This window comes from Blastococcus sp. SYSU DS1021 (genome assembly GCF_054050995.1).
The window spans coordinates 68,697-91,824 of sequence record NZ_JBJHAL010000011.1 but is presented as its reverse complement, the minus strand read 5'-3'; the positions used below and the strand labels follow the sequence as shown (position 1 = coordinate 91,824).

General features: G+C 75.0%; 26 protein-coding genes. 13 read left to right on the top strand and 13 right to left on the bottom strand.

Annotated elements, in window-relative coordinates; genetic code table 11:
• Nucleotides 1–1,173, bottom strand: coding sequence for a zinc-dependent alcohol dehydrogenase (locus tag ACI8AP_RS10525; protein ID WP_456589288.1), 1,173 nt, complete (start codon nucleotides 1,171–1,173; stop codon nucleotides 1–3).
• A 29-nt stretch (nucleotides 1,174–1,202) separates the two neighbouring features.
• A complete protein-coding gene (locus ACI8AP_RS10520; protein ID WP_456589287.1) occupies nucleotides 1,203–2,150 on the bottom strand; it encodes an SRPBCC family protein in 948 nt (315 codons plus the stop codon).
• Between the two features lie 300 nt (nucleotides 2,151–2,450).
• Between ACI8AP_RS10520 and ACI8AP_RS10515 the strand changes: the two genes are divergently transcribed.
• From ACI8AP_RS10515 to ACI8AP_RS10505, 3 genes are read left to right on the top strand one after another with little or no spacing between them, the layout of a single operon-like run.
• Nucleotides 2,451–3,260, top strand: a complete 810-nt coding sequence (locus ACI8AP_RS10515) for a phosphatase PAP2 family protein (RefSeq protein ID WP_456589286.1) — start codon at nucleotides 2,451–2,453, stop codon at nucleotides 3,258–3,260.
• Between the two features lie 40 nt (nucleotides 3,261–3,300).
• Nucleotides 3,301–4,323 (top strand): aldo/keto reductase, encoded by a 1,023-nt coding sequence (locus ACI8AP_RS10510; protein WP_456589285.1) that lies wholly within the window; start codon nucleotides 3,301–3,303, stop codon nucleotides 4,321–4,323.
• Nucleotides 4,324–4,375: 52 nt separating this feature from the next.
• Nucleotides 4,376–5,722: an FGGY family carbohydrate kinase gene (locus tag ACI8AP_RS10505; RefSeq protein WP_456589284.1), complete on the top strand. Its 1,347-nt coding sequence runs from the start codon at nucleotides 4,376–4,378 to the stop codon at nucleotides 5,720–5,722.
• Between the two features lie 13 nt (nucleotides 5,723–5,735).
• Here ACI8AP_RS10505 and hisN read toward each other — a convergent pair whose 3' ends face one another.
• Nucleotides 5,736–6,575, bottom strand: coding sequence for a histidinol-phosphatase (gene hisN, locus ACI8AP_RS10500; protein ID WP_456589283.1), 840 nt, complete (start codon nucleotides 6,573–6,575; stop codon nucleotides 5,736–5,738).
• A gap of 22 nt (nucleotides 6,576–6,597) precedes the next feature.
• Nucleotides 6,598–6,780, bottom strand: a complete 183-nt coding sequence (locus tag ACI8AP_RS10495) for a DUF2795 domain-containing protein (RefSeq protein WP_456589282.1) — start codon at nucleotides 6,778–6,780, stop codon at nucleotides 6,598–6,600.
• A gap of 53 nt (nucleotides 6,781–6,833) precedes the next feature.
• On the opposite strand from ACI8AP_RS10495, the gene ACI8AP_RS10490 reads away from it, so the two are divergent.
• Nucleotides 6,834–7,370, top strand: coding sequence for a DUF2087 domain-containing protein (locus ACI8AP_RS10490; protein ID WP_456589281.1), 537 nt, complete (start codon nucleotides 6,834–6,836; stop codon nucleotides 7,368–7,370).
• 74 nt (nucleotides 7,371–7,444) lie between these two features.
• Nucleotides 7,445–8,164: a hypothetical protein gene (locus tag ACI8AP_RS10485; protein WP_456589280.1), complete on the top strand. Its 720-nt coding sequence runs from the start codon at nucleotides 7,445–7,447 to the stop codon at nucleotides 8,162–8,164.
• On the opposite strand, the gene rsgA is transcribed toward ACI8AP_RS10485, so the two are convergent.
• The 3 genes from rsgA to ACI8AP_RS10470 all read right to left on the bottom strand — a co-directional run bounded on the left by rsgA (nucleotide 8,158) and on the right by ACI8AP_RS10470 (nucleotide 12,012).
• Nucleotides 8,158–9,174 carry a ribosome small subunit-dependent GTPase A gene (gene rsgA, locus ACI8AP_RS10480; RefSeq protein ID WP_456589279.1) on the bottom strand — a complete coding sequence of 339 codons (1,017 nt, stop codon included), beginning with the start codon at nucleotides 9,172–9,174 and terminating at the stop codon, nucleotides 8,158–8,160. The two genes, ACI8AP_RS10485 and rsgA, sit on opposite strands and share 7 nt — an antisense overlap.
• Nucleotides 9,171–10,454 carry a 3-phosphoshikimate 1-carboxyvinyltransferase gene (gene aroA / locus ACI8AP_RS10475; RefSeq protein WP_456589278.1) on the bottom strand — a complete coding sequence of 428 codons (1,284 nt, stop codon included), beginning with the start codon at nucleotides 10,452–10,454 and terminating at the stop codon, nucleotides 9,171–9,173. Before aroA ends, rsgA begins: the two co-directional genes overlap by 4 nt.
• 94 nt (nucleotides 10,455–10,548) lie before the next feature.
• Nucleotides 10,549–12,012: an NAD-dependent succinate-semialdehyde dehydrogenase gene (locus ACI8AP_RS10470; RefSeq protein ID WP_456589277.1), complete on the bottom strand. Its 1,464-nt coding sequence runs from the start codon at nucleotides 12,010–12,012 to the stop codon at nucleotides 10,549–10,551.
• 139 nt (nucleotides 12,013–12,151) lie between these two features.
• Between ACI8AP_RS10470 and ACI8AP_RS10465 the strand changes: the two genes are divergently transcribed.
• Both ACI8AP_RS10465 and ACI8AP_RS10460 read left to right on the top strand, forming a co-directional pair.
• Nucleotides 12,152–12,898: an SOS response-associated peptidase gene (locus ACI8AP_RS10465; RefSeq protein WP_456589276.1), complete on the top strand. Its 747-nt coding sequence runs from the start codon at nucleotides 12,152–12,154 to the stop codon at nucleotides 12,896–12,898.
• Between the two features lies 1 nt (nucleotide 12,899).
• Nucleotides 12,900–14,453, top strand: a complete 1,554-nt coding sequence (locus ACI8AP_RS10460; protein WP_456589275.1) for a fused MFS/spermidine synthase — start codon at nucleotides 12,900–12,902, stop codon at nucleotides 14,451–14,453.
• A gap of 2 nt (nucleotides 14,454–14,455) precedes the next feature.
• On the opposite strand, the gene ybaK is transcribed toward ACI8AP_RS10460, so the two are convergent.
• Nucleotides 14,456–14,929, bottom strand: coding sequence for a Cys-tRNA(Pro) deacylase (gene ybaK, locus ACI8AP_RS10455; RefSeq protein WP_456589274.1), 474 nt, complete (start codon nucleotides 14,927–14,929; stop codon nucleotides 14,456–14,458).
• Nucleotides 14,930–15,125: 196 nt separating this feature from the next.
• Between ybaK and ACI8AP_RS10450 the strand changes: the two genes are divergently transcribed.
• Together ACI8AP_RS10450 and rsrA are read left to right on the top strand one after the other, a co-directional pair.
• Nucleotides 15,126–15,821, top strand: coding sequence for a sigma-70 family RNA polymerase sigma factor (locus ACI8AP_RS10450; RefSeq protein WP_456589273.1), 696 nt, complete (start codon nucleotides 15,126–15,128; stop codon nucleotides 15,819–15,821).
• On the top strand, nucleotides 15,818–16,156 hold the full coding sequence (gene rsrA / locus ACI8AP_RS10445; RefSeq protein WP_456589272.1) for a mycothiol system anti-sigma-R factor: 339 nt from the start codon (nucleotides 15,818–15,820) through the stop codon (nucleotides 16,154–16,156). The genes ACI8AP_RS10450 and rsrA overlap by 4 nt, the downstream gene beginning before the upstream one ends.
• A gap of 112 nt (nucleotides 16,157–16,268) precedes the next feature.
• Here rsrA and ACI8AP_RS10440 read toward each other — a convergent pair whose 3' ends face one another.
• Complete coding sequence (locus tag ACI8AP_RS10440) at nucleotides 16,269–16,343, bottom strand: 50S ribosomal protein bL37 (RefSeq protein WP_014377707.1); 75 nt, start codon at nucleotides 16,341–16,343, stop codon at nucleotides 16,269–16,271.
• A 175-nt stretch (nucleotides 16,344–16,518) separates the two neighbouring features.
• Here ACI8AP_RS10440 and ACI8AP_RS10435 point away from each other — a divergent pair, with 175 nt between their 5' ends.
• Both ACI8AP_RS10435 and ACI8AP_RS10430 read left to right on the top strand, forming a co-directional pair.
• Nucleotides 16,519–17,568: a biotin carboxylase N-terminal domain-containing protein gene (locus tag ACI8AP_RS10435; protein WP_456589271.1), complete on the top strand. Its 1,050-nt coding sequence runs from the start codon at nucleotides 16,519–16,521 to the stop codon at nucleotides 17,566–17,568.
• A 57-nt stretch (nucleotides 17,569–17,625) separates the two neighbouring features.
• Entirely contained in the window at nucleotides 17,626–17,850 is a 225-nt protein-coding gene (locus tag ACI8AP_RS10430; RefSeq protein WP_456589270.1) for a biotin/lipoyl-binding carrier protein, read from the top strand.
• 58 nt (nucleotides 17,851–17,908) lie between these two features.
• Here ACI8AP_RS10430 and ACI8AP_RS10425 read toward each other — a convergent pair whose 3' ends face one another.
• The gene (locus ACI8AP_RS10425; RefSeq protein ID WP_456589269.1) at nucleotides 17,909–18,406 is read right to left on the bottom strand and encodes a GNAT family N-acetyltransferase; all 498 of its coding nucleotides are present in this window, start codon (nucleotides 18,404–18,406) and stop codon (nucleotides 17,909–17,911) included.
• A gap of 80 nt (nucleotides 18,407–18,486) precedes the next feature.
• On the opposite strand from ACI8AP_RS10425, the gene ACI8AP_RS10420 reads away from it, so the two are divergent.
• Nucleotides 18,487–19,968, top strand: coding sequence for a sensor histidine kinase (locus ACI8AP_RS10420; protein ID WP_456589268.1), 1,482 nt, complete (start codon nucleotides 18,487–18,489; stop codon nucleotides 19,966–19,968).
• 130 nt (nucleotides 19,969–20,098) lie between these two features.
• On the opposite strand, the gene ACI8AP_RS10415 is transcribed toward ACI8AP_RS10420, so the two are convergent.
• Nucleotides 20,099–20,350 (bottom strand): WhiB family transcriptional regulator, encoded by a 252-nt coding sequence (locus ACI8AP_RS10415; RefSeq protein ID WP_091928851.1) that lies wholly within the window; start codon nucleotides 20,348–20,350, stop codon nucleotides 20,099–20,101.
• Nucleotides 20,351–20,643: 293 nt separating this feature from the next.
• Entirely contained in the window at nucleotides 20,644–21,669 is a 1,026-nt protein-coding gene (locus tag ACI8AP_RS10410; protein WP_456589267.1) for a diacylglycerol/lipid kinase family protein, read from the bottom strand.
• An 87-nt stretch (nucleotides 21,670–21,756) separates the two neighbouring features.
• Between ACI8AP_RS10410 and ACI8AP_RS10405 the strand changes: the two genes are divergently transcribed.
• A complete protein-coding gene (locus tag ACI8AP_RS10405) occupies nucleotides 21,757–22,239 on the top strand; it encodes a hypothetical protein (RefSeq protein ID WP_456589266.1) in 483 nt (160 codons plus the stop codon).
• Nucleotides 22,240–22,326: 87 nt separating this feature from the next.
• On the opposite strand, the gene ACI8AP_RS10400 is transcribed toward ACI8AP_RS10405, so the two are convergent.
• A complete protein-coding gene (locus ACI8AP_RS10400) occupies nucleotides 22,327–23,109 on the bottom strand; it encodes an HAD-IIA family hydrolase (protein WP_456589265.1) in 783 nt (260 codons plus the stop codon).
• Nucleotides 23,110–23,128 lie beyond the last annotated feature (19 nt).

The window sequence follows — 23,128 nt, the reverse complement described above, 5'->3', positions numbered from 1 at the left end:
TCAGGGCTTGAGGACGACCTTGGTGCAGTCGTCCTCCTTGTCCCGGAACATCCGGTAGCCCTGCGGCGCCTGCTCCAGCGGCAGCGTGTGGGAGATCAGGAACGTCGGGTCGATCTCGCCGTCGCGGATCTTCTCGTAGAGCGGCTTCAGGTAGCGGTGGACGTGCGCCTGGCCGGTCCGCACGGTCAGCGACCGGTTCATCAGCGAGCCGACCGGGAACTTGTCCATGAGCCCGCCGTAGACGCCGATGATCGAGACGGTGCCGCCGTTGCGGCAGGCCATGATCGCCTCGCGCAGCGCGTGCGGCCGTTCGGTCTCGGCCATGACCGCGGTCTTGGCCCGGTCGTAGGCGTCCACCACGGCGGTCGGGTGGGTGGCCTCCAGCCCGGCGGCGTCGATGCACCCGTCGGGTCCGCGGCCCGCGGTGAGCTCGTTGAGCGCGTCGAGGACGTCGACCTCCTCGTAGTTGAGGACATCGGTGGCGCCCGCCTCCCGCGCCTTCGCCAGCCGGTAGTCGAACCGGTCGATGGCGATGATCCGCTCGGCCCCGAGCATCTTCGCGCTCGCGACCGCGAACAACCCGACCGGCCCGGCGCCCCATACCGCGACGACGTCGCCGCCGGAGATGTCGCACATCTCCGCGCCCATGTAGCCGGTCGGGAAGATGTCGGTCAGGAACAGCACCTGCTCGTCGGTCAGGTCGTCCTCGACCTTCAGCGGACCGACGTCGGCGAACGGCACGCGGGCGTACTCGGCCTGGCCGCCGGGGTACCCGCCGACCAGGTGGGAGTAGCCGAAGATCCCGCAGGGGGAGTGGCCCCACAGCTTCTCGGCCATCCCGGCGTTCGGGTTCGAGTTCTCGCAGACGGAGAAGAGCCCGCGCTCGCAGGCGTTGCAGGCTCCGCAGGCGATGGGGAACGGGACGACGACCCGGTCGCCGACCCGGAGGTTCGACACGCCCTTGCCGACCTCGACGATCTCGCCCATGAACTCGTGGCCGAGGATGTCACCCTTCTTCATCGTCGGGATGAAGCCGTCGTAGAGGTGCAGGTCGGAGCCGCAGATGGCGGTCGAGGTGACCTTCACGATCGCGTCCCGGTCGTTGAGGAGCTGCGGGTCGGGGACCTCGTTGACCTCGACGTGGTTCTTGCCCATCCACTGGGTGGCGCGCACGGGGGTGTCCTTCCGGAGACGGGGCGGGATCAGGAGCGGGGTGCGGCGGGCTGCTGCTTGGCCATCCGGCGGGCCAGCGGGCCCTCGGGCGTGCCCTCGGAGCGGACCACCTGCCCGGTCTCGAGGATCTGCTTGAAGCGGGCGAGGTCGTCGCGGATCTGCTGGTCGGGGGCCTCGCCGAAGAGCTTCGCGACCGCCTTGCCCAGCTTCCCGGCCGGCTGCGCGTAGGCCAGCCGGACCCGCACCTCGGTGCCCTGGCCGCCGGGGGCGGGGCGGAACTCGACCACGCCGGCGTTCTCGATGTCGGCCCCGGGCAGCGACCGCCAGCGGATCCGCTCGCCCGGGGACTCCTCGACCACCTCGGCGTCCCACGCCACGGTGCGCCGGCCCGGTGCCTCGGCGACCCAGTGCCAGCGCCCGATGCCGGCGGGGCGGACCTCGCGCACGTGGGCCATGAACTCCGGCAGCCGGGAGAAGTCGTGCCAGCGGGCGTAGACCTCCTGCGGCGGCTTGTTCACCGTGGCGGCCGCCGAGACGTCGATCGCGCTCGTCCAGGGCGGGGAGGCGGGCAGCAGCTCCCGCGCGGCGCTGCGGCCGCCCTGCCGCGCCGACCGCACCGCCGTGAGCAGGTCGAGCGCGGCCAGCCCGGCGACGGCGATCGTGGCGTTGCGGAGCCGCCGGTGGCGGTCGCCCTCGCGGTGCGACAGGGCGATGCCCAGAGCGGTGAGGTCCATCGCGTCGCCGGCCACGCGGGTCCAGGCCCAGCCTGGCCGGCCGGCCAGCAACCCGACGGCGTGCACCAGCTCGCGGGCCCCCACGGCGGGGATCAGCGACCGGGCGGTGGCGGAGTCGTCGACCCCGGAGAGCCGGGCGACGCCGTCGGGGTCGCGCAGCATCACCACGCCCAGGCCGGTGCTGGCCAGGCCGAGGGCGCGGGCGGTGCGGCGCAGGCCGGGCCGGCTGCGGTGGGAGCTCATGGGATCCTCCGGTTCGGTCGGTCCGTCCTCGGACGTTCGTCCGGCGGTGGTCGCGCGGGTGACGTCGCGCGGGCCCGGGCGGCGGCCCCGGCGCCGGTGCAGCGCGGTGGGAGCACCCGGACGCCCTGCCCGGCTACCCCCGGCCCGCACCCGGAAACTCCCCGCGGCCGGCGACGGTGCGTGAGGACGCGGGCGCGGAGACGTGCCTCGGTACGCGCGTCGTGGGGTGCACGCGCCGAACGGCCCGCCGTCGCCCGTCCTCGCGGGGCGCGGTCGGGCCGCCCCGCCTAGCCTCGACCCGTGGGGATCCCGGGCGACGGTGGGTCCTCACCCTCCTCGCCGCGCCCCGGTCATCGGTACCGCAAGGTCCTGCTGGCGGGGGTGCTGGTCGCCGTCTACGCCGCCCTGGCGGTCGCCGTCCGCACCGGATCGCCCCTGGTGGCGATGGATGCCGCGGCCCTCCGCTGGCAGCCCGCGCTCCGCTGGCCGGAGTGGGAACCGCTGCTGTCGCACTGGGTCCTGCTCGGGCAGCGGATGGTCTGCCTGGTGGTCCTGGGCGGCTGGCTGGCCGTGCGGTTCCTCCGGGACCGCGATCCGCGCCCGCTGCTCGTGGTGGCTGCCGCGACGCTGCTGCTCAACGCCACGGTGGGCGCGGCCAAGATCGCCTTCGGGCGGCTCGGCCCGTTGCAGCTCGAGGAGGCCGCGCTCCGGCCCGGGGCCGCCGAGGTCTTCACCGACGGCATGGTGTTCCCGTCGGGGCACGCCGCCAACGCCGTCGTCATGTGGGGGCTCGTCGCGTACCTCGTCACGCGTCACCGGCGCCTGGCGGCGGTCGTCGCGGCGGTGCTCGCGGTCACGGTCGGCGCCACCACGGTCTACCTGGGCACCCACTGGGTCAGCGATGTCCTTGCGGGGTGGGCCGCCGGGGCGCTGGTGCTCCTCACGCTGCCCACGCTGTGGCGCCTCGCCGACCGTGCCTGCCGGCGCTGGTCCGCCGGTGCGCGGGTGCGGACGGTCCGCCCCGCCGGCGCGGTCCCGTCCGCGCGGCTGGGGCCCGCCCGCCCGCGACCTCCCGCTGCCGGGTCGGGGTGGGTGCGGGACGCCGCCTGAGCAGTGGCGGACGGCGCGACGCCCGGACGAGGATGCGGGCATGCCTGCCGCCACGCCGCCTGCCGTCGGTACCCGCACGCTCGGCCGCGACGGCCTGACCGTCTCCAGCGTCGGCCTGGGCTGCATGGGGATGAGCCAGATGTACGGCCCGGCCGACCGCGCCGAGTCGATCGCGACCATCCACCGGGCCCTCGAGCTGGGCGTGACCTTCCTCGACACCTCCGACGTCTACGGCAGCGGCCACAACGAGCAGCTGGTGGGCGAGGCGATCGCCGGGCGACGGGACGAGGTGCAGCTGGCGACCAAGTTCTCGCTGTCCCGCCGCCCGGACGGCGGCATGACCATCGACGGCCGGCCGGAGAACGTGCGGGCCTGCGCCGAGGCCAGCCTGCGTCGGCTGGGCGTCGAGGTGATCGACCTCTACTACCAGCACCGGGTCGACCCACGGGTGCCGATCGAGGACACCGTCGGTGCCATGGCCGGGCTGGTGACCGAGGGGAAGGTCCGTCACCTGGGCCTCTCCGAGGCGAGTGCGGCGTCGATCCGGCGCGCCGTCACCGTCCACCCGATCGCCGCGCTCCAGAGCGAGTGGTCGCTGTGGACACGCGACCTGGAGGAAGAGGTGCTGGGGGTCGCCCGCGAGCACGGCATCGGCATCGTGCCGTTCAGCCCGCTGGGCCGGGGGTTCCTCACCGGGGCGATCAGGGGCCCGGAGGACTTCGACGCCGACGACTGGCGGCGGGGCCACCCCCGCTTCACCGGGGAGGCGTTCGCGGCCAACCTGCGCCTGGTGGACGCCGTCCGCGAGCTCGCCGCGGAGAAGGGCGTGGCGCCCGGTCAGCTGGCGCTGGCGTGGGTGCTGGCCCAGGGCCACGACGTCGTCCCCATCCCGGGGACCAAGCGCCGGCGCTACCTGGAGGAGAACGTCGCCGCCGTCGGGGTCCAGCTCGACGACGACGACCTCGCCCGGCTGGACGCCATCGCGCCGCCGGGCGCTGCGGTCGGCGGGCGGTACGTGGACAGCAGCTACGCCTACGGGGACAGCCCGGAGCCGGCCGCGTGAGCGCGGCCGCCGACATGCCGGGCCCCGGCCCGCTGGGAACCGTCGGCAGTCGATGAGGACGGGCCTCTTCCTCGGGGCGGACCTCGGCACCAGCGGGCTGAAGGTGGTCGTGCTGCGCGACGACGGCGCCGTCGTGGCCGAGGCCGAGTCCCCGTACGCGTACGACCGGCCGGCGCCGGACCGGGCCGAGATCGACGTGGCGGTGTGGCGGGGCGCCCTGGACGCGGCCCTGGACGAGCTCTCGCCGGTCCTGCGGGGTTCCCGGGTGCGAGCGCTCGGGCTGTCGGGTCAGATGCACGGCACCGTCCTGGTGGACGACGCCGGTGCGCCGCTGCGGCCGGCGGTGCTCTGGCCGGACACCCGCGCGGTCGACGAGCTGGCCGGCTGGCGGCAGCTCGCCACGGCCGACCGGGCCGCGCTGGCCAACCCGCTCGTGCCTGGGATGACCGGGCCGGTGCTCGCCTGGCTGGCCCGGCACGAGCGGGAGGTGCTCGGGCGGGCGGCGGCCGTCCTGCTGCCCAAGGACGCGCTGCGGGCCGCGCTCGTGCCCGGCGGCTCGCCGGTCACCGACCGCAGCGACGCCTCCGGCACGCTGCTGTGGGACGTCCCGGCGGACGGGTGGTCGAGTGCCGCGACCGCTGCCGCCGGGGTGCCGGCACGGCTGCTCCCCATGGTCCGCCCCGGCACGGAGCTGGTCGGTGCGGCTGCCCTGCCCGTCGGGGAGGTGCCGGTCGTCGTCGGCGCGGCGGACACCCCGCTGGCCCTGCTGGCGGCGGGCACGGACACCGGCCTGCAGGTGAACCTGGGCACCGGTGCGCAGGTGCTGCGCCCGGGCTGGTCGCCGCGTCCGGTGGTGGACCCCCTGGTGCACGGCTACGCCGACGCGCAGGGCGGCTGGTACGCGATGGCGGCCCTGCAGAACGGCGGCTCGGCCTGGGCCTGGGTGTGCGGTGTCCTGGGCCTGTCCTGGGCCGAGCTGTTCGCGGCGGCCGCGTCGGTGCCCGACGCCGGGGGAGCGGTCTTCCGGCCCTTCCTCACCGGCGAGCGGGGCGGGGTCGCCGGACCGGAGGACCGCGCCGGCTGGGACGGGCTGCACCCGGGAACCAGCCGGGCGCACCTGGCGCGTGCGGCGGTGGAGGGCGTCGTCGGGGCGGTGGCCGCCGCGACGGGGCTGCTCGAGCCACCCGACGACGACGTCCCGGTGGTGCTCACCGGTGGCGGGGTGCGGTCCGCTCCGGTGCCGCAGCTGCTCGCCGACGCCCTGCGGCGCCCGGTCCAGGTCGTGCACCTGCGCAGCGCCTCGGCCGTCGGTGCGGCGCTGCTGGCCGCGCGCGGTGTCGGGGTGGACGTCGTCCCGGTGCGCGAGGCCGGGCCGGTGGTCGATCCGTCGCGGTGCTGATCAGTGGAGCTGATCAGGAGGGCGGGACCGGCGGGGCGGAGGTCAGCGGGTGGACCGTCTCGCCCGCCCCCAGCCGCTCCAGGGCGGCGTCGTGCAGCTTGCCGTTGGTCGCCAGGGCGCTCCCGCCGGCCGGGCCCGGAGCGCCGGAGACGTCGGTGAACCGGCCGCCGGCCTCGCGCACGATCACGTCCAGCGCGGCGAGGTCCCAGATCGAGACCTCCGGCTCGCAGGCGATGTCCACCGCCCCCTCGGCCAGGAGGACGTAGCTCCAGAAATCGCCGTAGGCACGCGTGCGCCACACCGAGCGGGTGAGGTCGAGGAAGCCGTCGAGCTGCCCCCGCTCCTCCCAGCCCGAGAGGCTGGAGTAGCTGAGGCTGGCGTCACCGAGCCGGGCGACCTCCGACACGCGGCAGCGGGTGGCCGACTCCAGCCGGCGTCCGGTCCAGGCGCCGACGTCCTTCGCCGCCCACCACCGCCGGTTCAGCGCCGGCGCCGAGACCAGCCCGACGACCGGTTCGTCGCCGTCGAACAGCGCGATCAGCGTGGCCCACACCGGCACGCCGCGGACGAAGTTCTTCGTGCCGTCGATGGGGTCGAGCACCCAGCGGCGGGACCCGTGGCCGGTCGTGCCGAACTCCTCGCCCAGCACCGCGTCGCGGGTGCGTGCCCGGCTCAGCGTGATGCGCAGCATCTCCTCGACCGCCCGGTCGGCGTCGGTGACCGGGGTCAGGTCGGGCTTGGTGTCGACCGTCAGGTCCTGCGCCTTGAACCGCTCCATGCTGATCGAGTCGGCCTGGTCGGCCAGCACGTGTGCCAGCCGCATGTCCTCTGAGAAGCCCCGACCCGACGTCATGGGCACCCAACCTAGCGGGGAGTCAGTCGAAGACGGCGGAACTGACCCCGCTCGGGCCCTCGTACTCGCGGTCCTCGATGTTCCTCAGCGCGTCGAGGACATCCTTGTCGCCACCGTGCTGCTCGGCGTGCTTGACGATGTCGTCCTTGCCCGCGGGGTAGTCCATGCCGGACAGGGCCTTCTGGATGTCGATGGGGCTGACCATGGTCGGGGTCCTACCCCGCACCCGGGCACCGATGCACGGATACCGTCGGGTGCGTGGACGCAGCGACGATCGCGGGGCTGCTCGCCGACCCGGTGCGGCTGAAGGTCGTGGCCGCGCTGGCGCTGGGCGCCACGACCATCGAGGAGGTGGCCGCGGCGTCGGGGCTGTCGTTGAAGGAGGTCGCGCTCGCCGCCCGGCGGCTGGCCCGCGGAGGGCTCGTCGCCCGCGACGGGCACTCCCTGGCGCTGCGCACCGAGCGGTTCGGGGCAGCCGCCCGCGCCGCGGCGGAGGCCGCGCCGCCACCGGAGCCGCTGTCGGACGACCCCGCTGCCGACGCCGTCCTCACCGCGTTCGTCCGCGACGGCCGGCTGACATCGATCCCCGCCCAGCGCAGCAAGCGGCTGGTGGTCCTCGACCACCTGGTGCGCGTGTTCGAGCCCGGCGTCCGCTACCCCGAGCGCGAGGTGAACGCGCTGCTGGCGGTCTGGCACCCCGACGTCGCCGCGCTGCGCCGCTACCTGGTCGACGAGGGCCTGCTCAGCCGCGATGCGGGGGTCTACTGGCGCAGCGGCGGCTACGTGGAGGTCTGAGTCACCTCGTCGACGTGTCGACCTGTCGACGAATCCGTTCGACGACCCGCTGCCGGCCCCCGCAGACTGCCGGCGTGGCCCCGACCCCGTCCGCCGATGCCTTCGCCGCCCTCGCGCGTTCCTCGCCGTGGCGGTGGACGACGCTCCGCTTCACGGTGTCCTGGCCGGGCGACCCGTGGCGGGCCACGCCCGTGCGGGCGTGGCTGCGCCGGCCCGACTCCCTGCGGGTGGAGGACCTCGACGGCGCGGTGCTGCAGGCCGGCCGTGATTCGCGCCTGACCGTGCCCGCTGCCGCGCCGGTGTGGCGGGCCGACGGTCTGGTGGCGGAGCGGCCGTGGGGAGTGCTCCACGACGACCCGATGTACGAGAACTACTTCTGGATCGCGATGCTGGACCCGGCCGAGCTCGCCGACTCGCACACGGATGCGGAGCCCGGCGAGCCGCCCCTGCTGGTGGACACGGTGGTCACGACCGAGCACGGCGGACGCCCGGCGTGGGAGGCCGTCGCCCGGGTGACGCCGGCCTACGAGCCGCGCTGCGGGTGCTGCTCGCTGCTCCGCTCGCGGGACGTGGACGTCGTCGAGTACCGGGACCACCCCCAGCAGGTGCTGGCCACCTACCCCGAGGCGCACCGGGTCCGCCTGGACCTGCAGACCGGTGCCTGCGTGCTGACCGAGGCCCTCGGGGGCGACGTGGCGGGTCAGGGCCACGACCTGCAGATCGAGGCGGTCGACGAGCCGATGGCCGACGACCTGTTCACCGAGCCGCGGCGGAGCTGGTTCCGCCGTCAGTAACCGGGGCCGACCTGGCCCACCGCACCCAGCAGGACGCGCAGGGCGGCCAGCTGCTGCTCCCGGGCCGGCGGTCCCGCGGCGGCCCAGGCGTCGAGCGCGCACTCGGGGTCCTCGGCGGTGTGCCCGCAGCCCGGTGGGCACTCGGTGGCGGCCTCGGCGATGTCCTCGAAGGCGGCCAGGACGTCGTCGGCGGTGACGTGCGCCAGGCCGAAGGACCGGATGCCGGGGGTGTCGATGACGGTGCCCCCGCCGGGGAGGTCGAAGAGCACGGCCGACGACGACGTGTGCCGGCCCTTGCCGATCTTGCTCACGTCGCCGGTGGCGCGAAAGGCGTCGGGCACCAGCCGGTTGACCAGCGTCGACTTGCCGACGCCGGACTGCCCGACGAACACGCTCATCCGGTCCCGCAGCCGTTCGGTCAGGTCGTCCAGCGGCAGCTCCAGCGACATCGGGACGGCGTCCAGGCTCAGCCCGGCGTAGCGGTCCAGCAGCGGCTGCGGTGACGCCAGGTCGGTCTTGGTGAGGCACAGCAGCGGCTCGAGCCCGCCGGCGTACGCGGCGACCAGGCAGCGGTCGAGGAAGCCCAGCGCCGGCTCGGGGTCGGTGACCGAGGTGACGATGACGAGCAGGTCGGCGTTGGCCACCACCACGCGCTCGGTCGGGTCGGTGTCGTCGGCGGTGCGCCGCAGCGAGGTCGTGCGCTCCTCGATCGCGACGATGCGGGCAAGGCTGTCGGTGCGGCCGCTGGTGTCGCCGACCACCCGCACGCGGTCACCGACGACGACGCCGTGCTTGCCGAGCTCGCGGGCGCGCATGGTGGTCACGTCGACGGCGCCGTCGGGCCCGTCGACCCGCACCGTCATGCGTCCGCGGTCCACGGCGATCACCAGACCGGGCACGGCGTCGGCGTGCGTCGGGCGGGTACGCGTGCGGGGGCGGGAGCCACGGCGGCTCGGCCGGACCCGGACGTCGTCCTCGTCCATGCGCCGGGCGCCGCGCTGCGCGCTCACGAGAGGGCTCCGCCCGGCCCGCCCAGCAGCCTCGACCACCGCTCACGGAAATCGGGCAGCGTCTTGGTGACCGCGCCCGGGTCGGCCACCCGGACCCCCTCGACGGCCAGGCCGAGGACGGCGGCCGCCATGACCATGCGGTGGTCGGCGTAGGAGTCCAGCAGGGCCGGCCGCTGCGGGCCGGGCGCGATCTCCAGTCCGTCGGGCAGCTGCCGCACCCGGGCGCCGACGGCGGTGAGCACCTCGTCGAGCGCCTGCAGCCGGTCGGTCTCGTGCCCGCGCAGGTGGGCGATCCCGGTCAGCCGGGAGGGGCCGTCGGCCAGGGCGCACAGCGCGGCCAGCACCGGCGTCAGCTCGCCCACCTCGCCGAGGTCGGCCACGAGCGGGCGGACGCCCGCCCCGCCGGTGACCCGCAGCGCGCCGTCGGGGGTCCGCTCGACGGAGGCGCCCATGGCGGCCAGCAGCCGGTCCAGCTGCGCGCCCGGCTGGGTGGTCACCGCCGGCCAGTCGCGGACCGTCACCCGCCCGCCGGTCACCAGCGCGGCGGCGAGGAACGGGGCGGCGTTGGAGAGGTCGGGCTCGACGACGCGGTCCAGCGCCGCGACCGGCCCGGGGACCACCCGCCAGCCGCTCCCGGTGCCGGTGACGTCGACGCCGTGCTCGCGCAGGGTCGTCACCGTCATCTCGACGTGCGGCATCGACGGCACCCCGCCGGTCAGGGCCAGGTCGATGCCCTCGTCGAAACGGGCCGCGGCGAGCAGCAGCCCGGAGACGATCTGCGAGGACTCGCTCGCGTCCACGGTGACCGCGCCCCCCCGCACCCGCCCCGTGCCGTGCACGGTGAACGGTGCCCGGCCCCGGCCGTCGTCGTCGACCTCGACCCCGAGTGCCCGCAGGGCGCCGATCAGCCCGGCGTTGGGGCGCTCACGCAGCCGCGGATCGCCGTCGACCGTCACGTCGCCGTCGGCGAGGGCGGCCACCGGCGGCAGGAACCGCAGGATGGTGCCGGCCAGGCCTGCGTCGACCGTCACCGGCCCCCGCAGCCCGCCCGGGGTGACCAGCCAGTCCTCGCCGTCCTCGTCGACCCGCACCCCCAGTGCCCGCAACGCCGCCGCCATCAGGTCGGTGTCCCGGGCGCGCAGCGGGCGGACCAGCCGGCTGGGGCCGTCGGCCAGGGCGGCCAGCACGAGCGCCCGCGCGGTGAGGGACTTGGAGCCGGGCAGCGTGACGACGGCGTCGACGGGAGCCGGGTGGTGCGGCGCGGACCAGACGTCTGACACGTGATCAGTCTGCCCGGTCACCCGCGCCGCACCGTGGCCCCGTCCCGAGGCTCGCGCCGAGCGTGCGAGGCGAGAGGAGGACGGGGTCCTTCCATCAGCCCGCCTGCGGCTTGTCGGCCTTCTTGACCGGCACGGTGCGCAGCAGCCGCCGGTTGGCGAACTCGAACATCGCCAGCTCGGAGAGCTCCCGGCCGTAGCCCGAGCGCTTGATGCCGCCGAACGGCAGCTCGGGGGAGGAGCCGGTGGGCTGGTTGATCCACACCATCCCGGCCTCCAGCCGCTCGGCCACCGCGCGGGCGCGGTCGAGGTCGCTGCTCATCACCGTGGCGCCGAGGCCGAAGGCGCTGTTGTTCGCCAGCTCGACCGCCTCGTCGGCGTCCTTCACCTTGTAGACGACGGCGGCCGGGCCGAACAGCTCCTCGCTGTAGGCGCGCATGTCCGGGGTGACGTCGGTGAGGATCGTGGCCTCGACGAACGCACCCGGGCGGTCGGGCCGCCGGCCGCCGGCGACCACGGTCGCCCCCTTGTCGATCGCGTCCTGGATCTGCGCGTGCAGGTCCTGCGCGGCCCGCTCGCTGGACAGCGGCGCCAGCGACGTCGAGGAGTCGGCCGGGTCGCCCGGGGAGAAGGTCGAGAACGCCTGCTTCAGCCCCTCGACGAACGGCTCGTACAGCTCCTCGGTGACGATCAGCCGCTTCGAGGCGGTGCACGCCTGCCCGGTGTTCTGCATCCGGCCCATCGTCGCGGCCTTGACCGTCGCGGCCATGTCGTCGGCGTCGAGCACGATGAACGGGTCGCTGCCGCCGAGCTCGAGCACCGACTTCTTGAGGTGCTTGCCCGCCAGCGCGCCGACCGCGCTGCCGGCGCGCTCGCTCCCGGTGAGGGTCACGCCCTGGATGCGGGGGTCGGCGATGACCTGCTCGACGTCGGAGATGCGCAGGAAGGTGTTGGTGAAGACGCCCTCGGGTGCACCGGCGTCGGCGAACAGCTGCTCGATCGCCACCGCGCACTGCGGGGTGATCTCGGCGTGCTTGAGGATGACGGTGTTGCCGAGCACCAAGTTCGGGCCGGCCACCCGGACCACCTGGTAGAAGGGGTAGTTCCACGGCTCGATGGCGAGCAGGACGCCGATCGGGCGGGTCTCGATGACCGCCTCGCCCTTGCCCATCAGCGGCTGGATCGGCGTCGGCTCCAGGAAGCCGGGGCCGTTGTCGGCGTAGTACTTGAGGATCATCGAGCAGAGGTACAGCTCACCGGTGGCCTCGTCGCGGCGCTTGCCCATCTCCGTGGTGATGAGCTTCGCCAGGTCCTCGCGGCGCTCGTCCATCAGCTCGGCGGCTCGGCGCACCACGGCGGCGCGGTCGGCGACCGGGAGCTCGCGCCACTGCTGGTAGGCGGCGTGCGCCCGCTCGATGATGCCGTCGATCGCCTCGGTCGGCGTGAAGTCGAACTCCTTCTCCGTCTCGCCGGTGAAGGGGTTGACCGTCGCGTAGCGCCGGTCGGCGCTGTCGCTGGCGGTCTTCGGGTGGTCGGTCGGTGGGTTCTGCGTCGCGGTCACGCGGTGATCCTCGTCTCTCGTCGAGCGTTCCGACAGGGGGCCCCTACCCGGTGGTCGCTGGCACACGCACGGGCGCCGGCTCGTCGGTGGCCGCACCTACAGTGCTGGGGGAACAGCCCCGTGCCCTCGAGGAGGCGTCATGTGCGGTCGCTACGCGGCCAGCCGCAAGCCCGAGGACCTCGCGCTCGAGTTCGAGGCGGTCCCGGCCGGCGGGCAGCCGCCGCTGGCCGCCGACTACAACGTGGCGCCGACCAAGGACGTCTACGTCGTCCGGCACGCCCGCGAGCGCGACGCCGAGGGCGTGCCGACCGGTGGAGGGTTCCGCGAGCTGCGGGCGGTGCGCTGGGGGCTGGTGCCCTCGTGGGCCAAGGACGTGTCGGTCGGCAACCGGATGCTCAACGCCCGGGCGGAGTCGCTGACCGAGAAGCCGGCCTTCCGCAGCGCGGCGCGCTCGCGGCGGTGCCTGGTCCCGGCCGATGGCTGGTACGAGTGGGCCAAGCGCCTGGACTCCCCGGCCAAGCAGCCCTACTTCATCACCCCCGAGGACGGGTCGGTGCTCGCCATGGCCGGCCTCTGGGAGGTCTGGGGAAAGGGGGAGGACCGGCTCTACACGTGCACCGTGGTCACCTCCCCGGCCACCGGTGCGCTCGCCGAGATCCACGACCGGATGCCGCTGGTGCTCCCGCGGGAGCGCTGGGCGGAGTGGCTGGACCCCGCACGCGAGGACGTGGTGGAGCTCGCCCGGTCCACCCCGCCGGAGCTCGTCGCCGGCCTGGAGCTGCGGCCGGTGAGCCCGGCGGTCAACAGCGTGCGCAACAACGGCCCCGAGCTGCTGGCCCGGGCGGACGGCGTGGACGCCCCCGCCGACCAGCCGGCGCTGTTCTGACGTGGCAGCGGACGAGGCATCCGCCGGTGCTCCGGTCGACACGCCGCCGCCACCCCCACCACCGGGCGGCGCGCTGCCGGCCTGGGTCGCGGCGGGGCTGACCTTCCTCAGCTCCGGCGCGGTCCTCGTGCTGGAGATCGTCGGCCTTCGGCTGATCGCGCCCTACGTCGGCGTGACCGTCCAGACGAGCACCGCCGTGATCGGCTTCGCCCTCGCGGCGATCGCCGTCGGCGCGTGGCTGGGTGGTGCGACGGCCGACCGCACGGACCCGCGCCGGCTGCTGGCGCCGCTGCTGATCGCCGGCGGGGCCCTGGTCGTCGCCGTGCTGCCGCTGGTCCGGTTCACCGGCTCGCTGCTCAGCGGGGCCGACGCCGGAGGCGTGCTGCTGCTGGCCGCGGTCGCCGTGGTCGTGCCCGCGGCGCTGCTCTCCGCCGTCCCGCCGATGGTCGTGAAGCTCCAGCTCGCCAGCCTGGACGAGACCGGCGCGGTCGTCGGGCGGCTGTCGGGCATCGGCACGCTCGGGGGGATCGCGGCGACGTTCGCCACCGGGTTCGTGCTCGTGGCGGTCCTGCCCAGCAGCGTCATCCTCGTCGCCACCGGTGCGGTTACCGTGCTCACCGGCGTGGCGGTCGGCGTGGTCCTGCGGCGCGGTGGCGGGCCGCGCACCGTCCCGGCCGGGCTGCTCGTCCTGGCCGTCGTCGGCGCCGGCCTCGCCGCGGTCGCCCCGACCCCCTGCGAGGAGGAGACGGCCTACCACTGCGCGCGGGTGGTGGCCGATCCGGAGCGGCCCTCGGGCCGGGTGCTGATGCTCGACACCCTCCGGCACTCCTACGTCGACCTCGCCGACCCGACCCACCTGGAGTTCGCCTACATCCGGGCGGTCGCCGCGGTGACCGATGCCGTCTTCCCCACGGGCGAGCCCATCTCCGCACTGCACGTCGGGGGTGGTGGGCTCACGCTGCCGCGGTACCTCGCCGAGGTGCGGCCCGGCACCGAGAGCGTGGTGGTGGAGGTCGACCCCGGCGTGGTCGCGATGGACCGCGAGCAGCTCGGGCTGGAGACGTCGGCCGACCTGCGGGTGCGGGTCGCCGACGGCCGGGTCGGGCTGGCCGAGGAGCCGGCGGGGCAGCGCGACCTCGTCGTCGGCGACGCCTTCGGCGGGCTCTCCGTGCCCTGGCAGCTGACCACCCGGGAGGCGCTGGAGCTGGTCGACCGGGCGCTGGCCGACGACGGCGTCTACGCGGTCAACCTCATCGACCACCCACCGCTGTCGTTCGTGCGCGCCGAGCTGGCCACGATGCGCGAGGTGTTCGAGCACGTGGTCCTCCTGGCCCGCGCGCCGGTCCTGGCGGGGGAGGACGGCGGCAACGTCATCGCGGTGGGGTCGCAGCGGCCGCTGCCCGCCGAGGAGATCGCCGCCGCGCTGACCCGCCGGGACCTGGCCTGGCAGGTGGCGGAGGGGGAGGAGCTGACCCGGTTCATCGGGGACGCCCGCGTGCTGACCGACGACTTCGCCCCGGTCGACCAGCTCCTGACGCCGTACGCGGCGCCCTGACCTCAGCGTCCGATGGAGGCGGTGCGGGCGCGCGTCAGCCGCACCAGCTCGGCCGGGGGCAGCTCCAGCTGCAGCCCGCGCCTCCCGGCGCTGACCAGCACCGTCGGGAAGTCCAGGGCGGAGGCGTCGACGACCGTGGGCAGCGCCTTGCGCTGCCCCAGCGGGCTGATGCCGCCGAGGACGTAGCCGGTGGCCCGCTCGGCGTCGACCGGGTCGGCCATCGCCGCCTTGCGTCCACCGGCGGCGGTGGCCAGCGCCTTGAGGTCGAGGGTCCCGCTGACCGGCACCACGGCGACGGTGAGGACGCCGTCGACCCGGGTGACCAGGGTCTTGAACACCTGCCGCGGATCAGCCCCCAGCGCGGCGGCCGCGGCCTCGCCGTGGCCCTGGTCGGCCGGGTGCTCGGGGTCGTACGGGTGCAGCGTGTGGGCCACGTTCGCCTGCTCCAGGACCCGTACCGCCGGGGTTGCCGCCACGGCGCCGCAGCGTAGCGAGCACGGCCTGTCGGGAATGGCCGCGGCCGCCGGTGCCGTTGCACCGGCCGTGAGCAGCAGCGTCTCCACCACTCGCGCACGGGCTGTGCACCGGCGTCCCCCGGGCCGTCCGGACGCCGCACGGCTAGGATTGACCGACGTGGTGCCCCGCGTCCGGGGGCCCCGGAGAGGACGGTCGGTGCCTGAGGATTCCGTGGTCGACAACCCCGGTCAGCTGCCCGAGGGCGCGCCGGTGGAGGTGCCCGAGGCCCGCGAGGGCGGGAGTCGCACGGAGCTCGCCGAGACCCGCGCCGAGCGGGACGCCCGGTTCGAGCGCGACGCGCTGCCCTACCTGGACCAGCTCTACCCGGCGGCCCTGCGGATGACCCGCAACCCGGCCGACGCCGAGGACCTGGTGCAGGAGACCTTCGTGAAGGCCTACTCCGCGTTCCACCAGTTCGCCGAGGGCACCAACCTCAAGGCCTGGCTGTACCGGATCCTCACGAACACCTACATCAACAGCTACCGCAAGAAGCAGCGGCAGCCGCAGCAGTACCCCACCGACCAGGTGCAGGACTGGCAGCTCTACGCCGCCGAGGAGCACACCTCCTCGGGCCTGCGGTCGGCCGAGATCGAGGCGCTGGACCACCTGCCGGACTCCGACATCAAGGAGGCCCTGCAGCAGCTGCCGGAGGACTTCCGGCTCGCGGTCTACCTGGCCGACGTCGAGGGGTTCGCCTACAAGGAGATCGCCGAGATCATGGGCACGCCCATCGGCACGGTGATGTCCCGGCTGCACCGCGGTCGCCGAGGGCTGCAGAAGCTGCTGGCCGACTACGCCCGGGAGCGGGGCTTCGTCCGCGCCGGGGCCGGTGAGGAGGCGACCCGCCCGTGAGCGACCAGCAGGGGGCCGGTGAGCCCCTCGACATCAACTCGTGCGACGACGTCCTGACGCACGTCTTCGAGTTCCTCGACCACGAGACCTCCGACGAGCGCCGGGGCGTGATCGCCGAGCACCTCGACGAGTGCTCGCCCTGTCTGCGCCAGTTCGGCATCGAGCAGGAGTTCAAGGCGCTGGTCCGGCGACGCTGCGGTGGCGACAAGCCGCCGTCGGGTCTGCGCGACCGCATCAAGATGCAGCTGACGAGCGTCTCGTTCGAGGAGGACGGGACCCAGGTCAGCGTCGAGCGGCTGACGATCGAGCACTCGGAAGAGCGTCCCACCGCCTGAGTGGGGGGCGAACGCCAGAGGCCCAGAACCCGACGGGTTCTGGGCCTCTGGCGTCCGGCCCCGTTCAGGGGCCCACCCTGAGCCTGCGAAGGGTGGGGAGGACGGGGTCCTTCTAGGCGTTGGGGCGCTTGCCGTGGTTGGCCTTGTTCCCCTTGCGGGAGCGACGCTTGCGTCCGCGCTTGGACATCGCTGCCCTCCTCTCATACTTGCTGGTGGGCCGGGCGGCCCGTGGGTTGTGCGGGGGGCCGGAGCCGGCGCACGCGGGGTGCGCCGCGCTGACGGACCCGCCAAGCTGACCCGGCAAGCCTCTCACGGGGAGAGCCGGCCGTGCGCCGGGCAGGGCGAACGCAGGAGGAGCAGCAGTGCCGCAGCTGGGGATCGAGACCGTCCTCGTCGCCGGACGGGGACCCGCTGGGTGCGCCGTGGTCCGGGCGTGCCAGCGGCTCGGCCTCAAGGCGGTGGCGGTGCACAGCGAGACGGAGCGCTCGGCACGGCACGTCCGCCTGGCCGACGACGCAGTGCTGCTGGGGCCTGCGCCGGCCGCCGAGTCCTACCTGGCCGTCGACCGGATCGTGGAGGCGGCCCGGCGCAGCGGAGCCGACACGGTGCTCCCGGTTCCTCCCGCCCTGGCCGGCAACGCGCGACTGGCCGCCGAGGTGGTCCGGGCGGGGCTGCGCTGGGGCGGTCCCGATGCCGAGGTGCTGGAACGCCTCGGTGGTGACGGCGTGGAGCCGGCCAGCGAACGCGGCTTTCTCGCTTGGGTCACCGCCGACGGACTGCGTTTCGCCACCTCGGTGGCCCGGGATCGTGCCGCCGGCATCGCACGGGTGTCCTGGACCCCCGGCGAGCCCCGGCAGCTGCCCGCGGCCGCGCACCGCCTCGCCGAGGTGGGCTGGCGCGGGCTGGTCACCGTCGGCATCGCCCCCGACGGCGAGCTGGCCGAGGTCGCCGCGGGCTTCTCGCTGGACATGGCGGTGCTCGAGCGGTCGCACGGCGTCGACGCCGTCGAGCTGGCGCTGCGCAGCGCCGTCGGACCCCGGGTCCCCGGGCCGGGCCCCGTGGCCCGCAGCGAACCGCGGGCGGCGGTCGTCGCACAGCTGCGCGCCACGCTCCCGCCGGGGAGAGCCGGCCGGATCAGCGGTCGCCTCCCCGGCTCCGGGCGCCCGCCCGCGGCCGAGGGCGGCGTCGACCTGGTCGCGGTCAGCGGTTACGACCCCGGTGACCGGCTGGACGGCTGGTACGACGCGCTGCTGGCCACCGTGAGCGCCGGCGCGGACGACGTCGCGGCGGCGGCGCGTGCGGCCGGCCTGGCGCTGTCCGGGCTGGCCGGGGCCGGGGTGCCGCACGACGGCCCCGAGGTCTGCGCGGTGCTCGGCGGGCTGGCCGAGGGGCGCGCCTTCCCCGGAACCTGACGCCCGGGGCCCGTGCTTGGATGGGGGCTCATGATCGGGCGGGCGCGGGAGGTTCCGGTGGCGGTCGAGGAGATCCACGCGGAGATGGTCTCCAGTGTCTGGAAGGTCCTGGTGGAGCCCGGTGCGCGGGTGTCCGCCGGTGACACGCTGGTGATCCTGGAGTCCATGAAGATGGAGATCCCGGTGCTCACCGAGCGCGCGGGGACCGTGCAGGAGCTCCACGTGGTCGAGGGCGAGGTCCTCCAGGAGGGCGACCTCATCGCCACCGTCGCCGACGCCTGAGAAAGGACCCCGTCCTCCCCACCCCTCGCAGGCTCGGGGCGGTCCCCTGGACGGGGCCTCAGACGTCGCGGGTGTAGACGAGCAGGTCGACGCCGGGGGCGGGCGTCCAGTCGCGCGCCGGCAGCCGGGTGAAGCCCAGCCGCTCGTAGAGCCGGTGGGCCGCGCGCATGCGCGTGCCGGTGGAGATGACGACGCGCCGCCGGCCCGCCGCGCGGGCGCGGGCCAGGCACGCCTGCACCAGGGCGGCGCCCACTCCGCGGCCCTGCGCCCGCGGGTCGACCACGAGCATGCGGAAACCGGCCTCGTCGGGGGACTCGAGCACCTCGCCGAACTCGCCGCCCGCCACGAACGCCACGCTGCCGATCAGCCGGCCGGCCTCGTCGCGGGCGACCAGCAGCTCGGCCAGCCGCGCACGACCGGCCACGTCGGCCAGCTCGGCGGCGTACCCCGCCGACGCCAGGCCGCCGCGCACGTACACGTCCACGGTGAGCGCGGCGATGCGGTCGTGGTCGGCGGGGGCCGCCGGCTCGATGCGGACGGCGGGGAGGGGAGGCACGCGGTGCAGCGTAGGAGAGGACCCGGTCCCGCTCGCCCGCTCGGGGTGGGCCTCGGGACGGGCCATAGGCTCGGGGCACCATGAGCAGCCTCTCGGAGCGCCTCACCCGTGGCACGGCGTCCAGCCCCGCCCAGATCGACCACGCCCGGCGGCTGGTCGCCGACTGGCAGCTGCTGGCCGACCTCGCCTTCGCCGACCTGACGCTCTGGGTGCCGCTGTCCTCGGGATCGTGGTGGTGCGTCGCCCAGGTCCGCCCGCTCACCGCGCCGACCAGCCGACCGGAGGACATGGTCGGCGTCGAGGTGGACGCCGACGCGGCGCGGTCGTTCACCGCGGCGCTCCGCGACGGGCGGCCGGTCACCGACGGGGAACCGGACCGGTCGGGGACGCCCCCGCGCCGGCGCGAGGTCATCCCCGTGCGGCACGAGGGCGTGGGGATCGCCGTCCTGGCCAAGGACACCAACCTCGCGGTGACGCGGGCGCCGTCGACGCTCGAGCTCACCTACCTCGACATCGCCGCCGACCTCTGCCTCATGGTGTCCGCGGGCACCTTCCCGCCGGTCAGGGCGCAGGACGCGGAGATGAGCCCGCGTGTGGGGGACGGGCTGGTGCGCCTCGACGGGGCGGGCAGGGTCACCTACGCCAGCCCGAACGCCCTCTCGGCCTACCGCCGGATCGGGGTGGTCGGCGACCTGGCCGGCGCCGTCCTCGCGGAGGTGACGTGCCGCGTGGTCACCGACCGCGTGGCGGGGGAAGCGGCGGCCGCCGGCATCACCGCGGCGATCGCGGGTCGCTACCTGGACCCCATGGACGTCGAGGCAGCCAGCGCGACGCTGCTCCTGCGGGCCCTGCCGCTGCACGCCCCCGGCGCCGAGCCCGGGGCGCTGGTGCTGGTCCGCGACGTGACCGACGTGCGGCGTCGGGACCGGGCGCTGCTCACCAAGGACGCGACCATCCGGGAGATCCACCACCGGGTGAAGAACAACCTGCAGACGGTCGCCGCGCTGTTGCGTCTGCAGGCCCGCCGGATGACCGAGCCCGCGGCCCGGGCGGCGCTGGAGGAGTCGGTGCGCCGCGTGGCGTCCATCGCGGTCGTGCACGAGACGCTCGCCGGCAGCCGGGAGGACGTCGTCGACGTCGACGACGTCCTGGACCAGGTGCTCCCGATGCTCGGTGACCTGACCTCCGTGGGGCCCGCGGCCCGCACCCGCCGCACCGGCTCGTTCGGCGAGCTGCCCGCGGCGGCGGCGACCCCGCTGGTCCTCGCCGTGACCGAGCTGCTGCACAACGCGGCCGAGCACGCGTTCCCCGAGGGGGAGCCGGGGGTCATCGAGCTGGTCGCCGAGCGCGAGGGGGACGACCTGCGGGTCCGGGTCCGCGACGACGGGCAGGGCCTGCCACCGGACTTCGACCCGGCGACGAGCGACGGGCTCGGCCTGCAGATCGTGCGGACGCTGGTCACCAGCGAGCTGGGCGGGAGCCTGACGATGGGGACGCTGGAGGGCCGGTCGGGCACCGAGGTCGTGCTGACGTTGCCCTGCACCGCCCGGCCGCGGCGGTGAGAGCTGCACCGTCCCGGACGACGCCGAGGCCGGTCCGGGAGGACCCGGACCGGCCTCGTGGCGGTCGGTGCGTTCGCGGTGGTGCGGTGGGCCGCCGGTGAACCCCGGCGGCCGTCGTGGTGGTCCGGGATCAGGCGGTGTGGACCCGGGTGCGAGCCTGACGCCGCTTCAGCGCGCGCCGCTCGTCCTCGGAGAGCCCACCCCAGACACCGGAGTCCTGGCCCGAGCGCAGGGCCCAGTCCAGGCACGACGAGACCACCGGGCAGCGCTGGCACACGGCCTTGGCCTGCTCGATCTGGACGAGAGCGGGGCCGGTCGTCCCGATCGGGAAGAACAGCTCCGGGTCCTCGTCCCGGCAGAGCGCGCGGTGGCGCCAGTCCATGGCGTTGTACTCCTCGATGTCGTCTGCGGTCGGTGCGTCAGTCGCCTTGCTCGGTCTGCGATCGCCGGGCCGACACCGGTCACCCAGCGTCTTGGCGGCAGCGACTGCCTGCTTTGTTACCGGCAGGTTGCGTCCCAGCAGCGATGTTTTCACGTGCCGGACGCCTGTCAAGCGAATCGGGGTCGACGCTGACCCCCGCGTGAGCAACCTCACCACGCCCGTGCTAGGCCCGCCACCCGGCGGGGGGAAAAGCCGTGCCGATCGCTCAAGAGCCGATCGCTCAAGAAGAGCCGTCAGGCGATCACGCGCAGGGCGTGCGGGACGTCCGTGATCCGGACGCCGGTAGCCGTGCCCAGGTGGTCGCCGTCGACCTGCCAACCCTGCGGCCGGACGGCGGTGATCGTCAGCTCCCGGAGGTCGTGCCACCGGTGCAGGCCGCGTCCGCGCAGATCCGGCTCGGGCCGCATGGTCTGCCGCAGGGCGCGCAGCATCCGGGCGGCACCCATGCGGCCCAGGGCGAAGACGTCCAGCCCGGTGTCGAAGGAGGCCTGCGGCGTCGGGTTGACCGGTCGCGCCCCCAGGTAGGTCCAGGGGCTGACGTTGGACACCAGGCAGAGGAACAGCTCCTCGACGGGTGGCTCGCCGGGCACCTGGAGCGTCATCGCCGGGCGTCGCCGCTCCCGCCCGAACAGGAAGGCGCTGGTGCCCTCCCGGACGTAGAGCGCGCCGGTCGACCGGCGCCCCCGGGCGCGATGGGCCTCCACCCGGGCGATCACCTCGGCGTCGAACCCGAAGCCGGCGGCGAACACGAACCACCGGGGGGCGGTCCACCCCGGGCCGTCGGCGTCGGCGTCGGCCCGGGCGACCGCCTCTGCCGCCTCCGGCGCGACCCCGGTGACCGCCGCGGTGCTCGTGCCGGTGGCGCTCGCGGTGCCCAGCGACACCGACCGCGTCCGGCCGGCGCGCAGCGAGGCGAGGATCTCGGCGGTCGCCTCCACCGGGTCGCGCGACCGGCCGAGGGCCCGGGAGAACACGTTGGTCGACCCGCCCGGCACGACCGCCAGCGTCGGCACGGCCGGTCCGGGCCCGTCGGTGAGCAGGCCGTTGACCACCTCGTTCACGGTGCCGTCACCGCCGAGGGCGACGACGACGTCGATGCCCTCGGCGGTCGCCCGAGCGCCCAGTTCACGGCCGTGCCCCCGGTGCGTCGTCTCGGCGACGTCCACCTTCAGCTCGCTGGCCAGCGCGCCGACGAGCACGTTGCGCATCTTGGCGGTCGTGGTCGTGGCCGCAGGGTTGACGACCACGAGCGCGCGCATGCCGCCAGGCTATCCAGCGGCCCGGCGTGGATGCGGCAGGACGTCCGGTGGGCACCGCAGCCCGGGCCCGGGCGTAATCTCGCCGTCGTGACCGAGGACCGCGGAGCGCCCACCCCGCCGCCCCGTCGCCTCGCCGACCGGCTGTTCGGCGCCACCGCCGCCCAGCCGGCGCCGCGCCCCGCCGGGCCGGCGACGGAGGCGCCGCCGTCACTGCGCCGGGCGGCCCTGGCGGTGGCCCTGGAGGCCGTGGCGTTCGCGGTGGGCGCGCTGGTGCTGCTCTACCTCACGTTGACCGGCGCCCCGCAGAGCGTGTCCCGCGCGCTCGCCGAGGTGGTGCTGGCCGCGCTGGCCGCCGGCGTGCTCGGGGCCGCCGCGCGAGGGCTGTGGCGGGTCGCCGGCTGGGCCCGGGCGCCGGTGGTGGCGATGCAGCTGTTCCTGGGGCTGACCGGCTTCACGTTCGCCTTCTCCGCGCAGCAGCCGCTGATCGGCCTGCCGATCCTGGCGCTGGTGGGCGCGGTGCTCTACCTGCTGGCCGCGCCCGACTCGCGGCTCGCGTACGACGGCCGCTGAACGAGGACGTCCGTCCCCCCGCCCCTGTCACGCTCGGGGCGGGCTCCTGAAGGGGGCCGGTAGGGGGTTGGGCGACGGGGTTCTTCTTCAGACCAGGTCGATCACGTCGGCGATGGAGTCGAGGACCCGGCTGGGCCGGAACGGGAAGCGGCTCACCTCGCTCGCGGAGGTGGACCCGGAGAGGACCAGCACCGTCTCCAGGCCCGCCTCGATACCGGCGACGACGTCGGTGTCCATGCGGTCGCCCACCATGATCGTCGACTCCGAGTGCGCCTCGATCCGGTTCATCGCGCTGCGGAACATCATCGGGTTGGGCTTGCCGACGAAGTACGGCTTGGCGCCGGTCGCCGCGGTGATCATCGCGGCCACCGAGCCGGTGGCCGGCAGCGGACCCTCCGGCGAGGGGCCGGTCACGTCCGGGTTGGTCGCGATGAACCGGGCGCCGCCCTCCACCAGCCGGATCGCCCGCGTGATCGCCTCGAACGAGTACGTGCGCGTCTCCCCGAGGACGACGTAGTCCGGATCGGTGTCGGTCATGACGTACCCGACCTCGTGCAGCGCGGTGGTCAGCCCCGCCTCGCCGATGACGTACGCCGAGCCGCCGGGCAGCTGGGTGGCGAGGAAGTCGGCGGTCGCGAGTGCCGAGGTCCAGATCGCCTCCTCGGGTACGAGCAGGCCGGTCCGGCTGAGCCGGGCCGCGAGGTCGCGGGGCGTGAAGATGGAGTTGTTGGTCAGGACGAGGAACCGGCGCCGTCGCTCGACCAGCCGGTCGAGGAACTCCTTGGCACCCGGCAGGGCGTTCCCCTCGTGGACGAGGACCCCGTCCATGTCCGTCAGCCAGCACTCGATCGGTCCGCGCTCGGTGGTCACGGGTCGAACGCTAGCGCCG